Here is a 14,418-nt window from a genome sequence, read left to right as displayed (position 1 = left end):
GAGCCGAAAACAACCTAAAACCCTATCAGGGATTGAAACGCCAAGTATTTGATTTGATTTTGATTCATAATATTGCGCCGAAAACAACCTAAAACCCTATCAGGGATTGAAACATAAAGTGCGGTAAACAAATCAGCGGGGATATCACGCCGAAAACAACCTAAAACCCTATCAGGGATTGAAACGGAACTTTCCGCCGCTGGAGTTCCAGCACTTGAGCCGAAAACAACCTAAAACCCTATCAGGGATTGAAACGCCGATAGTTTGACAGGTAGCCGCTGCGCTTGCAGCCGAAAACAACCTAAAACCCTATCAGGGATTGAAACAAAGCAATCTTGAGCTTTGACGAACCACGATCGCGCCGAAAACAACCTAAAACCCTATCAGGGATTGAAACACAACCATAAATAAAAACCTCTAAAAAATAGCGATCGCCGAAAACAACCTAAAACCCTATCAGGGATTGAAACTGGGTGCTGCTTCTGTTTCTGGGGCTGCCTATCGCCGAAAACAACCTAAAACCCTATCAGGGATTGAAACGCTATTTAGGCAGTGAGTTGGTGGCAACCTTACCAGCCGAAAACAACCTAAAACCCTATCAGGGATTGAAACATTCATATCCGAGCGGTCAAACCCTCCCTTTAGCCGAAAACAACCTAAAACCCTATCAGGGATTGAAACCAACTCGTATCGACTTACAAGCTCTGCTGTTTATAAGCCGAAAACAACCTAAAACCCTATCAGGGATTGAAACTGTAAAGTTCCCTTTTATTGTACCGATAATATCAGGCCGAAAACAACCTAAAACCCTATCAGGGATTGAAACTGCCACATCGAATCACTCTACAGAAACTATGCTGAGGCCGAAAACAACCTAAAACCCTATCAGGGATTGAAACTAAATTTTGCATAAATTCAACGTTGTAAATATTATTTGCCGAAAACAACCTAAAACCCTATCAGGGATTGAAACCATAGCTTCAGCTATTATCGTGGGGTTTCCTACCGCCGAAAACAACCTAAAACCCTATCAGGGATTGAAACCTAAAACCCTATCAGGGATTGAAACTGATGTTGCTACGGAGTGAGTTGTCTCTGCTTGCGTCCAGGCCGAAAACAACCTAAAACCCTATCAGGGATTGAAACACGAGAGATCGGGACATCAACCGGACAAATCCGGGCCGAAGCCGAAAACAACCTAAAACCCTATCAGGGATTGAAACAAGAATGAATTTGGGCATGGGTAGTTCGCAGAAAAGCCGAAAACAACCTAAAACCCTATCAGGGATTGAAACCATTAAAGATGCAGTCTCAAAATTACCTTCCAAGCCGAAAACAACCTAAAACCCTATCAGGGATTGAAACTCGTTAGCGATCACATTCGACATCGGATCGAGGTCAAGCCGAAAACAACCTAAAACCCTATCAGGGATTGAAACCTGAATGGCTTTATGGGATTACTGAGCAATTGCAGCCGAAAACAACCTAAAACCCTATCAGGGATTGAAACATTTAATTAGACTTGAAAGCAAAATTGACACATGCCGAAAACAACCTAAAACCCTATCAGGGATTGAAACTTCGTACAGTAGCCGGATGTTGCGGTGGTTGATAGCCGAAAACAACCTAAAACCCTATCAGGGATTGAAACTTGCTATGGATTGGGGTATGAAAGCAGGGATGGCATTTGCCGAAAACAACCTAAAACCCTATCAGGGATTGAAACAGACACAAATACTTCTTTTGATGTTCCGGCTACTGCCGAAAACAACCTAAAACCCTATCAGGGATTGAAACTTCGGCGGTATTTCCATTCTTTCTAGCTCTCTCGCCGAAAACAACCTAAAACCCTATCAGGGATTGAAACGAGTACGATCGGGTAGAGGAATTTCCTCAAGAATGCAGGCCGAAAACAACCTAAAACCCTATCAGGGATTGAAACCACGCCTCCAGGGAGCTATCGAGGCTCTTTGACCGAGCCGAAAACAATTTAAAACCCTATCAGGGATTGAAACGTCAGCATGAAGCGGTTCTCGTTGAACCTGCGAGCCGAAAACAACCTAAAACCCTATCAGGGATTGAAACAGTTGAGAGAGCAAATTACATACTTGAGTAAAAGGGCCGAAAACAACCTAAAACCCTATCAGGGATTGAAACCTTCGGAAGTATTCAGCAGAGGAGGAAAGAGGGTATTCTTCTCCTGACTCCTGACTCCTGACTCTTTCTTCGCCGGAAACAAATTTACTTCCAACACTTGTCACAGCATAGGTAGTGGTCATGGATAATCTCACATTTGATAAAAGGGGTCGGATTCAGGAATTGATTCAAACAGCAGGGTGTAAACTATTATATTTACCGCCATACTCTCCAGAGTTTAACAAAATTGAACAAAGAAGAGTCTTGGCTAAAAAGTCAAATTCGTAAACAGCTTGATGAGTTTGATTGCTTGCATTTTGGCGACCCTTGGATGTCTTGCGCCTTGCGTCCTAACACGGGCAGTTGCTATATGTGATTTACCAGATTATTCAGTTGACAAAACCTCAAAATTATGACCACTCAAACAACTTCTCCATTCCTACTAAGTTCATTCAAAATCGGAGATTTACCCTTAAAAAATCGAGTAGTCATGGCACCTCTAACGAGAGCCAGAGCCGGTGAAGCGCGGATGCCCAACGCCTTGATGACAGAGTATTACACTCAACGAGCCTCCGCTGGTTTAATCATTACAGAAGCCACCGTGGTTTCTACTCAAGCTAATGGTTGGCTCAATACGCCCGGTATTTATTCAGACGAACAAGGCGAAGCTTGGAAACAAATTGTGACTGCGGTTCATGCCCACCAAACGCCGATTTTCATGCAGCTTTGGCACTGCGGGCGGGCTTCCCACAGCAGTTTTCATCAAAACAATCAATTGCCAGTTGCAGCCTCTGCCATCAAAATAAACGGAGAAGGTCTTCATACCCCTGTGGGCAAAGAACCCTACGAAACTCCCCGCGCTCTAGAAACCCATGAAATCTCCCTGGTTGTAGAAGATTATCGCAAGGCGGCAGAACGAGCAAAAATGGCAGGTTTTGACGGTGTAGAAATTCACGCGGCAAACGGCTATCTCATTGACACATTCCTGCAAACCCAAACCAATCACCGCACTGATTCCTATGGTGGCTCAGTTGAAAACCGTTACCGTTTTCTTAAGGAAATTGTCGAGGCGATTATCACAGTATTTCCGGCAAACAGAGTGGGAGTTAGACTTTCTCCCAACGGTAATTTTAATGATATGGGTTCTCCAGAATATCGAGAAGATTTTCTGTATTTCGCAGAGCAGTTAAATGCCTATGATTTAGCTTACCTTCACTTGGTGGACGGTCTAGCATTTGGCTTTCATGAATTGGGAACGCCGATGACGATAGCAGAGTTTCGCGATGTGTTTGCAGGGCCGCTCGTCGGCAACTGCGGATATACTCAAGAACAGGCTGAAACGGCCCTGAGCAGCAAACTTGCCGATTTAGTAGCTTTTGGTCGGGATTTTATCAGCAATCCTGACTTGGTAGAGCGTTTTACTAATGGTTGGCCACTCAATCCGCCTGCTGAAATGGGCGTCTGGTATTCTTTTGGCCCTGAAGGTTATATCGATTTCCCTACCTATCATGAACCTCAAGCTATTTCTTAGTTAAATTGGTTGGGGCGGGTTTATCAATAAATAGTGAGTATGTGCGTCATAGATAATGGTGAACTCGCCCTAAAAGATGTATGGTTAATTTCTCAAAATAGGAGTCGGATTTGGAGTCATATTTGATTTTTATCGCCAGTTGAAAGCGAGTATTTATTATTTGTAAAAACACTTCTTCTGCCTCCTGCCTCGCAGTATCAGCCCTCCTGCCCCCTGCCTCGCAGTCTCGGCCCTCCAATTTCTAGCTTGTCGGCAAAAGTGAGAGGCTCCCAGTTGAGATCGAGAACGTTTCCTCATATCCTAATAACCATAGGGTACTTCAAAACATCCAAGCTGCTAGCTCAGCGTTTGAGTGCCTGAAAAAAATCAATAGCGGAAGCGCTTTTAACAAGATGGCACAAAATCACAAATCCACGGTTATCATCACCGGCGCTTCCTCCGGCGTCGGTTTGTACGGCGCGAAAGCTCTCGCAGACAAGGGATGGCACGTAGTCATGGCCTGTCGGGACGTGCGAAAAGCCGGAGACGCCGCCCGAGAGTTGGGCATACCTGAAGGCAGTTTCTCCATCATGGAGATTGACTTGGGCGATTTGGAGAGCGTGCGCCGGTTTGCTCGCGCATTTAAGGCCAGCGGCAGGCCTCTGGACGCTTTGGTGTGCAACGCCGCCATTTATATGCCTTTGATTAAGGAACCGCTGCGGAGCCCGGAGGGTTATGAATTGACGATGACTACCAATCACTTGGGTCATTTCCTGCTGTGTAACCTGATGATGGAAAATATGAAGCCTTCCTATTATTCCGATGCCAGAATCGTGATTTTGGGAACTGTGACTCACAATCCAGACGAGTTGGGTGGGAAGATTCCGCCGCGCCCGGATTTAGGCAAGTTTGAGGGTTTTGAAGCGGGTTTCAAAGACCCGATTTCGATGGTTGATGGCAAGAAGTTTGAACCGGTCAAGGCTTACAAAGATAGCAAAGTTTGCAATGTGCTGACGATGCGGGAATTGCACCGCCGCTTTCACGAATCCACGGGGATTACTTTCACTTCGCTGTATCCGGGATGCGTGGCGGATACGCCATTGTTCCGCAACCACTATCCTTTGTTTCAGAAGCTGTTCCCGCTGTTTCAGAAGAATATCACCGGCGGTTATGTGTCGCAGGAGTTGGCGGGGGAAAGGCTGGCGATGGTGGTTGCTGATCCCGAATACAAGCAATCTGGGGCTTACTGGAGTTGGGGGAACCGTCAGAAAAAAGATGGTAAGTCTTTTGTGCAAAAGGTTTCTCCCCAGGCCCGCGATGATGAAAAAGGCGAGCGGATGTGGGAGTTGAGCGCTAAGTTGGTGGGATTGACTGACGGAGCTCAAATGGGTGCTGCGGCTAGTGCGGGCCGCTCTGCATAATTCAAAGTTACAAATCCCCTTGATCAGGCTTGGCGGTTGAAACGGCGTCTACGCACAGGATGTGGGTAGACGCGGACTCAATAAAGGGGGTATTAAAGTCGGATTTGGTATGATGCACCAAAATCAAAGAAACCGGGTTTTTTAGTGGCTCTGCAGGCTGTAACTCACATCTTGCACTATTCTTAAGAACAGGCAAGATGCCTGTTCCACAAGAAAATTTATCTCTTGTGGAACAGGCATCTTGCCTGTTCATAAAAAGATTATTGAGAAGGGTGCCATATCTCAGTTGTAGCGCGTCTTTTCGGACACAACCCGGTTTCTGGTTTACCCTGGCGTGCAGGAATGTTCTGGTCGCTGCGTTAGCATGAAAGCGTAGGTTTTGCAACAAAAAAATTTTGGTTTTTTTTACCGTTTACCATCGACTTACACGATATTTTTTCGGATAAGAACCCGGTTGAAGCGTAAGTCTTGGGAAATCAACAGCCGTCGATCGACCTTTTGGTTTGTAGCGTCGCCGAAACTGTTAGCTGCGACGGCTGTTTCGTTTTTTTGCTGTTAAGATTGATTTTTACTTGAGGGTGCTCTATTGCGGAAAATATTTTACCCAATTATTCGAGATAATTAGATTCTATGGCTTGTCGCTCGCAAAAACTATTTTTATTCGCTGGTATTTTTGGGTTAGTTTTGTTGGCAAAACCAGCGAAAACATCCGCTAGCACAGTTGAAATTTTGACCTCAAATGTTGAGGATTTGGCCGCAGTTAGCAGCAGAGGCGATCGAGCTTTCCTTCCCGATACCACTTTTGACAAACGCGAAGACTTGCCCGTAAAAGACGAGGAAACGCAGTTACCCGCTGAATCAGAACGATCGGCTTTGGCGACAACTCTACCCTTATCCCCACCTGCGGAAACTGCCGACTTAGAGTCAGAAGCGGCAAATTCAGCCGATCGCACATTCAGCACAAAAACTCAAGAAACCGAGCTTTTTAACTCAGATCAAAAACTAGAACAAAATGTTGACCGAAAAAAAATTGATTTGGGTATCGATCGACCCTCGCAACTCAGTCAACTGCCCAACCCAATTCTGCCGCGAGAACCCGAATTACCCGCTCCAGAGCCGCCACAACCGCCTGGGCCGTCTCCCCTCCAACCCACCCGACCAACACCCGTTGAAAGCGAAATTAGACCGGGGATTCTGGGTACAATTAAGGTCGCTGGCTTTGAATTTGAGGGCAACACAGCTTTTAGCGATCGCGAACTCGCAGAAGTTACGCAACAGTTTGCGGGGCGCGAAATCACCTTTGCGGAACTGATCGCAGCCGAAGCAGCCGTCACTCAAAAATATGTAGCGGCAGGATACATCAATTCCGGCGCTGTAATTCTCGCCAACCAAACCTTTCCGAGAGAAGGAGGTGTGGTGAAAATTCGGATTGTAGAAGGCGGATTAGATGAAATTGTGATTACTGGAAACAGGCGCTTAAATTCCAATTACGTGCGATCGCGCCTAGAACGCGCCACCAGACGGCCCCTCAACCGATCTCGGTTGCTGGAAGCCTTGCAACTGCTGCAACTAGACCCCTTAATTGCCAATATTTCCGCCGAATTGCAAGCCGGAAGCCGCCCGGAAAACAGCCGCTTAGAAGTGCGCGTCAAAGAAGCAGACAGCTTTAGCGCTGAAGTGTTCGCAGACAACAACCGATCGCCCAGCGTCGGCAGTTTTCGGCGCGGTGTTCGCATCAATCAAGCAAATTTGCTCGGTTTGGGCGACGGATTAGAGGTATCTTATGCTAACACCGACGGCAGCAATGAATTTAACGGCAGCTACACCGTCCCCGTCAACGCGCGCAACGGCACGATTGGCTTCGCTGCGAGCGCTGCTAGCACCAACATTATCGAGGAACCGTTCGATCGTGCACAAATCGAGGGTAAATCGCGGACTTACGAGTTAACTTACCGCCAGCCGATTGTCGAAAAGCCCGATCGCACTTTGGCTTTGGGACTGAGTTTTTCGCGGCAAGAAAGCGATACATTCCTGTCGGGAAAAGAGTTTGCGCTTTCAGCGGGAGCAAATGAGCGTGGCGAAACCCGGGTTTCGGCTGTGCGCTTTTTTCAAGAATACGTGCAGCGGAGTTCCAGCCAAGTGTTCGCGGCGCGATCGCAATTCTCCCTCGGCACTAATCTGTTCGGCGCTACTGCAAACGATAGCGGCCCTGACAGTCGCTTTCTGGCGTGGCGCGGACAAGCCCAGTACGTGCGGCTGCTAGCACCAGAAACCTTGCTGATTGTGCGTTCTGACATTCAATTAGCCGATCGCCCCCTGCTTTCCCTCGAACAAATTGGGATCGGTGGCGTTCAAAGCGTGCGCGGATACCGCCAAGATTTGCTGTTAACCGATAGCGGTGCAATCGCCTCTGCTGAAGTGCGAATCCCGGTTTGGCGTGTCCCCGCAGTCCAAGGTTTGTTGCAAGTGGCTCCGTTTATCGATTTTGGGGTAGGGTGGAACCAGTCGGAGGAAAAGGCCAATCCTGAGTCGGATAAACTGCTGGGTGCGGGTTTAGGCCTAGTTTGGCAGATGGGCGATCGGTTGAATGTGCGTCTAGACTATGGTATTCCTTTGATCAATGCTCGATCGGGCGATCGAACTTTGCAGGAAAAAGGCCTATACTTTCGGATTAATTATTTTGCGTTTTAAATTGTAGGTTGGGTTGAGCGCGATCGAACCCTACGCTTCGCTTCGCCCAACACTTTCATCTTTAGCGGTGACGGTCAAATTTTATTAAGTGGCGGCCTCGATCGCACGATTAAGCTGTGGGATGTCGCAACCGGATGTTGTATTAGGACGTTGATGGGCGATCGGCTGTATGAAGGGATGAATCTTCGAGGGGCAACGGAATTGACAAACGCTCAAAAAGCTACATTGAAAGTGTTAGGGGATTTGATTTGAGTGAGACTATATTTGACAGCTTAAAGGTAGTTTATCCACTACTTTATCAATAATCCCATACGCCTTAGCTTCCTGGGCAGACATAAAAAAATCCTGAGCGGTATCGACTAGGATTCGCTCCAAGGGTTGACCAGTAAGATTTGCTAATAACTGATTGAGTTGTCTTTTCAAATGGATAATTTCTTTTGCCTGATTTTTAATATCTCTGCCCTGCCCCTGAACACCCACAAAAGGTTGATGAATCATAATTCGCGAGTGATGTAAGGCAAAACGTTTTCCCTTTGTACCTCCAGCCAACAGTAGACTTCCCATAGAAGCCGACAGACCCATACCGACTGTTACAACATCGGAGCGAAGGGATTGCATAGTATCATATATAGCCATACCCGATGCTACTGAACCCCCAGGGGAATTTATGTATAGATAAATATCTTTTCCTGGTGCTTGAGAATCTAGGTAAAGCAATTGAGCTACAACCGTCCTTGCCAAATCATCATTTATAGGTTGACTAATGATTACAATCCTTTTTTTAAGTAGTCCCTCAATAGTTTTCTTATCCGAATTACAGATAGCTCTGTTTGTAGTAGAGGTATTTGGAGCCTGAGCTAGTTCTAAACTTATTTCACCCCGCTTTAAAATATCACCCATAGCTCTATCAGGATTGAAAACAATAACAATACCCGTAAAAATGGGAGAGGAAAATAAAAGAAAGTATCTAAAATGCTTCTTCTTAATTAAGCTGCTCATAGTGCAAAACCTTTTGAAATTATCAACGTTGAGTCCATCCCAGTCATTTTTTAGCCATAACAGTTGACTATTTTGTGTATTCTTGCAGTTTTTGGAATCTCTTGTGCCTGCTAATTCATTGGAATAATGCAGCCTAACGCCCAAGCTCACCCGCACCCGGAAGCGCCAGAGTGAGGCACCAACGACGGCGCTTCCGGGTGTCGGTGTGCAGCGCCTTGTTGTGCCGTTGTCTTTTGATAAGATGCGCTTAGCTGCCCTTGAGCAACAGCTTTCTATGAACCATTGAGGTCTTAATGTTGCCAGTCAACAACTTACCTAGTGAGATGGAGACTTGAAACTCATCCATCAAGAGTTGCCGGAAATCCTGAATTTGTACATCAACGAACGGATGCTGTAATGTGCAGATAAAATCGAACTCTTGCCCAAGTCTCAACACTCGCCCCGGAACAGTTTTGAATTTACCTAACAACAGGCCGTAGCGCATATACGGATAAATTCTGCGAATACGATTGGCCTTCTCTGAATAAACGATGACATCGTGTGTTGTGACATGAGTGTACTTCACCTCTACGACTATTCGGGGCACAATAGAGGTACGTGCCTCATTCACTTTCTCATAAATTAAGATGTCTTGCTCGAAAGCTTTTCCTTTGCCTCGAATCGGCTCCCCTGTATCTATATCAACGCCCATCTGAACGGCTCCACGCTCATCTATCGACAAGTCGTAGAACAAGCTCATTTTCCTTGCTACGTGAGCAGACGTGAGATTAAGGGACAAAATATCTACTAATGCGTCAGTAAAAATATCTTCTTCGCTCATAAAGTAATTGTACCTTCAAAATGCTCAGCGCGTTCTGTTGCAGGCGCGACGGCACAACTTATAATTGTATCGCGGTTGCGGTACAATACTGTATAGAGTCTAAAAGTACCGCCTATCGATGAGGTATCTCAACCCCTTCTTGCTCCCCATCAGAATCTCCTTTCCTCGATTTAGTTCGCCGCACGATTCGACTCAATTACTTAAGCCGTCGCACTGAAAAAAGCTATCTTTATTATAGTGAAAAGTCCACTTTAGGGGTGAAAGAGAGCCGATAGAACACTGGGGCGATCGCACTGATATAATCCAAATATATAATTCTGATGGAACCGGAAACGATATTATTTATCTAACAGGATTTAAGCTATGTCTCGCCTGTCTTCCGGCCTACTGTTTGTTTTCTTATTGCTATTTCCCTCGACAACCTTCGCCCAAATCATTCCCGATAATACCCTGGGCCCGGAAAGTTCGCGCACAGTTCCCGATACAATCAATAACATACCCTCAGATAGAATCACGGGCGGCGCCACTCGTGGCGTTAACCTATTTCACAGCTTGCGCGAATTTAACATCCGTGAAGGGCGGGGAGCTTATTTTGAAAATCCCAGCGGAATTACCAACATTTTCACCCGCGTTACGGGTGGAAACTCTTCAAATATTTTAGGAACTCTGGGAGTTTTAGGCAACGGTAACTTATTTTTAATTAATCCGAAAGGGATTGTCTTCGGGCCGAATGCCAGGTTAGATTTGCGCGGTTCCTTTATCGGTTCCAGTGCTGACAGTATTGTGTTTAATAATGGCTTTGAATTCAGCAGCACCAACCCGCAAACATCCCCGCTGTTAACCGTTAATATTCCCGTTGGTTTAAGATTTAGAGACCATCACGGTGCAATTGTCAATCAATCGACGGCTATAGGAAAGGTAAACCTGCCAGCCTCTGCTGTGCCAATTCCGATTAGCGATCGAGTTGGTTTAGCAGTAGACCCAGGTCAAACTTTAGCACTGATTGGCGGCGACATCCAACTCCAAGGTGGCAATTTAACTGCCAGCGGCGGACAAATTTTACTCGGTAGCGTCGCCAGTCCCAGTTTAGTTAATTTGGCACTGACTCCGCAGGGGAATTTAACTGTTAATTATGACAATATTCACAACTTCGGCAATATTCAAATATCCGATGGAACACTTATCAACACCAGCGGAATTGGTGGTGGCAGAGTAGAGTTAAAAGGTGGAAATGTCGCCCTCAGCGGTGCGCGAATTTATGCGCTGACACTGGGAAATATTGATGGTAGAGGTATCGATATCAGCGCTCAAAAGTTGCGGGTGGAAAACGGAACGCAATTTTCTACCCTGACTCTAGGAGATGGTGCAGGAGGGCATATTAACTTCCGGGCTGCTGATTCAGTAGAAATGAGCGGGCTGGGAGTTGAGGGCTATCAACAGGTTGCAATTAAATATTTGGTATCGGGAACTACAGACCCGTTTGACCCGCTATTTGTGCTGTTGAATGCTAGTGCTGGCGCTGGTTCGGGGGGCGATATTACGATCGATACTGGCCGCCTGCTATTCAACAATGGCGTAGTAGGTAGCGGCATCACTTTTGGTGGTGGAAATGGCGGAAACTTAATCATTCGCGCCAATACTTTTGAGATGGTGGGTTCGGGAATTAACAACGGAACAGCTAAAGAAAGTAGTGGTGCGGGAGGAAGCATTAGTGTTGATGTCGCCAGATTAATTATGCGCGACGGTTCTCTTCTAGGTACCACAAGCTACAGCAGCGGCCCGTCGGGGAATATCAATATTAAAGCTGCTGAATCAATAGAATTGTCTAACACCGGCCCGCGAACAGTTGTGTCAACTGGAATCAGCACGCTGAGTATCGGTTCTAACGGAAGGGCGGGGAATATTAACGTTGATACGAAGCGGTTGACTCTTTCTGGAGGTTCTGCTTTTACTTTAGGAACGGGTGTTTTAGTGGGCAGGTTTTTGTTTTCTCAGGAGGGGGGACCGGCAGGAAATTTAACAGTTAGGGCTACTGAATCCGTAGAAATTTCAGGTATTTCCCAAGTTTTGACTAGCGGAATTCAGAATGCTAGCGCGCTGACTTCTGGAACTTTGAGCTCGAGTCGGGGTGGGGATATTCGGATTGATACGCCAAGCCTGACTGTGCGGGATGGGGGGATAGTTTCTACGAGTTCTTTGGGCTCTGGAGATGTGGGAAATATTACTGTTAATGCCGATCGCATTTCAGTCAGCGGCAGCGGAAATAACGGTTTGTTTGTCAGTACAATTGATGCTTCCGTGGGCAAGACATTCGGTACTAATCCCAATGCTACGGCAAATGCGGGTGCGTTGAATCTGAATGCGCGCGATCGACTAATTGTCAGAGATGGAGCTACAGTGACGGTGCAGGCTACGGGAACCGGACGCGCTGGTAATATCAATATTGTCGCAAATTCGATCGCTCTTGATAACAAAGCGATGATTGACGGCACGACTGTATCCGGTACTGGAGCAAATATTAACCTGCAAGCGCGAGATATCCAATTGCGCCGCAACAGCAGAATTACCACGGATGCAGGCACTTCTGACGGCGGCAATATCAACATCAACAGCGACATTCTTGTCGCCCTCCCGCAAGAAAACAGCGACATCACAGCCAACGCGCGCACAGCAGGCGGCGGCCGCGTCAATATCAATGTCCCCAATGTTTTTGGGTTTACAGCAGCGAGTCGCGAACAAGTCAGAAACAGGTTGGGGATCAGTGACGCCGAATTTGCAGCGTTGCAAGTAAGTCCTACTTCTCTAATTCCCAGCAGCGATATTGCGGCGATTTCCCAAAGTGGCGGCGCGGCTTTACAAGGGGCGGTAACATTTAGTTCTGTTGGAGTGAATCCCGTTCAAGGTTTAGTGGAACTGCCGCAAAATGTGGTCAATCCGGCTGCGTTAATTGCTGCAAATCCCTGCATCCAAGGGGCCGAGAACGAGTTTACTGTGACGGGGCGGGGGGGATTGCCACCAAGCCCTCACGAGGTTCTCAGCAGCGCAGAAGAACCGTTGCCGTGGGTGGAACCAGCGGTAGGTGGAAGTCAGCACATAGAAGGTCAAAGAGCATCCATAGAAGTTCGACCAACAGAAATTATGCCCGCTCAAGGTTGGGTAATGGACGATCGAGGACAAGTAACGCTGGTAGCCTATAATTCAGGTGGTGGTGCATCTATTCGCAGTCCGAAATCGACGGGTGTTTGCGTACCTCGATAGGTACTCTTCATGTTTTAGCTAATCCCTCGCTATTTTTATAATATTAAATTAACCCGATTTAAAAGATGCAGTGCCAATCTTATGCCCTATTTTTTGCATTCTTACTGCTGTTTCCTGTCCCGGCGATCGCCCAAATCATTCCCGATAATAGCTTGGGTGCAGAAAGTTCGCGCACAGTGCCCGATACGATTAATAACTTACCATCCGACAGAATAGAAGGCGGTGCAACTCGTGGCGTTAACCTATTTCACAGCTTGCGCGAATTTAACATCCGTGAAGGACGGGGAGCCTATTTTGCCAATCCCAGCGGAATCACCAACATCTTCACCCGCGTTACTGGTGGCAACCCTTCTAATATTTTAGGAACTCTGGGAGTTTTGGGAAACGGCAATTTATTCTTAATTAACCCCAAAGGAATTGTCTTCGGCTCCAATGCGCGGTTAGATTTGCGTGGTTCATTTTTAGCAAGTTCTGCTGATAGCGTAGTTTTCAATAATGGCTATCAATTCAGCAGCCGCAATCCAGAATCAGTACCGCTGTTAAATGTCAATATACCTATCGGTTTAAATTTTCGAGAAAATCCGGGTAAAATCATTAACTATTCAGCAGCGCCAGCCTTGAATTTACCCCAATTACCCGCTGGAATCCCGCCCATTTTCAATCACATGGGCGCTTCAGTTGCTCCCGGACAAACTATCGCCCTAGTAGGCGGAGATATTGAATTAAATCAGGGAACACTCACTGCATCAACCGGACAAATTTTGCTGGGTAGCGTCGCTAGTCCGGGGATGGTTGGATTGGGGTCAACGCCTTTTGGATTAAATTTAAACTATGACAAGATTTCCAACTTTGGTAATATTGAAATAATCAACGGCTCAGTGATCAACACCAGTGGAATCGGTGGCGGCAAAGTTGATATTCGAGGTGGAAATGTCAGCCTTAACGGTGGGCGAATTTATGCACTGACTTTGGGAAATATCGATGGCAGGGGCATCGACATTAACGCCCAAAATTTTCGAGTCCAAGGTGGGGCGCAACTATTCACTCTGACAGCAGGAAGTGGTGCAGCAGGCGCTGTCAACATCCGCGCTACCGACTCAGTAGAAATGAACGGAATTGGATTAGATAACTATCCCTCTTTTGTCACTCTACGCAGAGGAAAAGTGTAAATAAGGGATATTGAGGTTTTGAAAAATTGAAGGAGTTAAATTATTGACAAGCATTTGAAGTTTAAAAAAGCCCTCGGATAACTTAGGAACCGTAAAAACTTCTAGCCAAGGTTTAATAAAGTTAAAGAGTACAAATGGTTGAAGTATTAAACGGAGGTTGTTAAGAATATTCTTCCACCCCTTTCCTTGATCCCACCAAGGATGTGATGAAAAATTAGATTCAGATTGTGGTGGTAATTTTAGCAGTTGTTCAGAGTGGAGGCTAACCATCAAATAAGCGCTAAAAATAATTTCCCACCATTTTTCTATTTGTGGATAATTAGTTAAGCGAAAATCGGCCCATCCTAATTCGTTTTTACTTTGCTTCAAACCATATTCTACCCAAGTTCTTAAACCATAAAAATTACCTACTTC

Annotated in this window: 7 protein-coding genes, 3 pseudogenes and 1 CRISPR repeat array (1 of these 11 only partly in view); of the genes and pseudogenes, 7 read left to right on the top strand and 3 right to left on the bottom strand. The window is 46.3% G+C overall.

The window, feature by feature from the left end:
* Nucleotides 1-2,157: a CRISPR direct-repeat array (repeat unit 37 nt; unit sequence GCCGAAAACAACCTAAAACCCTATCAGGGATTGAAAC); it reaches 2,744 nt to the left of the window's first position.
* A gap of 114 nt (nucleotides 2,158-2,271) precedes the next feature.
* The 5 genes and pseudogenes from QUA03_RS09400 to QUA03_RS29000 form a co-directional block, all read left to right on the top strand.
* Nucleotides 2,272-2,512, top strand: a pseudogene (locus QUA03_RS09400) (transposase); the annotation flags it as partial.
* A 36-nt stretch (nucleotides 2,513-2,548) separates the two neighbouring features.
* On the top strand, nucleotides 2,549-3,667 hold the full coding sequence (locus QUA03_RS09395; protein ID WP_333211522.1) for an alkene reductase: 1,119 nt from the start codon (nucleotides 2,549-2,551) through the stop codon (nucleotides 3,665-3,667).
* Between the two features lie 392 nt (nucleotides 3,668-4,059).
* Entirely contained in the window at nucleotides 4,060-5,067 is a 1,008-nt protein-coding gene (locus tag QUA03_RS09390) for a protochlorophyllide reductase (RefSeq protein WP_333038163.1), read from the top strand.
* A gap of 630 nt (nucleotides 5,068-5,697) precedes the next feature.
* Nucleotides 5,698-7,758 (top strand): ShlB/FhaC/HecB family hemolysin secretion/activation protein, encoded by a 2,061-nt coding sequence (locus tag QUA03_RS09385; RefSeq protein ID WP_333211520.1) that lies wholly within the window; start codon nucleotides 5,698-5,700, stop codon nucleotides 7,756-7,758.
* Nucleotides 7,759-8,010, top strand: a complete 252-nt coding sequence (locus QUA03_RS29000; RefSeq protein WP_445304842.1) for a hypothetical protein — start codon at nucleotides 7,759-7,761, stop codon at nucleotides 8,008-8,010.
* A 6-nt stretch (nucleotides 8,011-8,016) separates the two neighbouring features.
* Here QUA03_RS29000 and QUA03_RS09380 read toward each other — a convergent pair whose 3' ends face one another.
* Together QUA03_RS09380 and QUA03_RS09375 are read right to left on the bottom strand one after the other, a co-directional pair.
* On the bottom strand, nucleotides 8,017-8,757 hold the full coding sequence (locus tag QUA03_RS09380; RefSeq protein WP_333211518.1) for an ATP-dependent Clp protease proteolytic subunit: 741 nt from the start codon (nucleotides 8,755-8,757) through the stop codon (nucleotides 8,017-8,019).
* Between the two features lie 247 nt (nucleotides 8,758-9,004).
* On the bottom strand, nucleotides 9,005-9,577 hold the full coding sequence (locus QUA03_RS09375) for a hypothetical protein (protein WP_333211516.1): 573 nt from the start codon (nucleotides 9,575-9,577) through the stop codon (nucleotides 9,005-9,007).
* 363 nt (nucleotides 9,578-9,940) lie between these two features.
* Here QUA03_RS09375 and QUA03_RS09370 point away from each other — a divergent pair, with 363 nt between their 5' ends.
* Nucleotides 9,941-12,835 (top strand): two-partner secretion domain-containing protein, encoded by a 2,895-nt coding sequence (locus QUA03_RS09370; RefSeq protein WP_333211515.1) that lies wholly within the window; start codon nucleotides 9,941-9,943, stop codon nucleotides 12,833-12,835.
* Between the two features lie 65 nt (nucleotides 12,836-12,900).
* A pseudogene (locus QUA03_RS09365) lies at nucleotides 12,901-13,968 on the top strand (filamentous hemagglutinin N-terminal domain-containing protein); the annotation flags it as partial.
* A 15-nt stretch (nucleotides 13,969-13,983) separates the two neighbouring features.
* On the opposite strand, the pseudogene QUA03_RS09360 reads toward QUA03_RS09365, so the two are convergent.
* A pseudogene (locus QUA03_RS09360) lies at nucleotides 13,984-14,418 on the bottom strand (IS701 family transposase); the annotation flags it as partial.

The organism is Microcoleus sp. S36b_A4, assembly GCF_036700645.1.
Classification (GTDB): Bacteria; Cyanobacteriota; Cyanobacteriia; order Cyanobacteriales; family Microcoleaceae; genus Microcoleus.
Note: the sequence above shows the minus strand (reverse complement) of the source record. Positions and strands in the feature narration are given on the sequence as shown.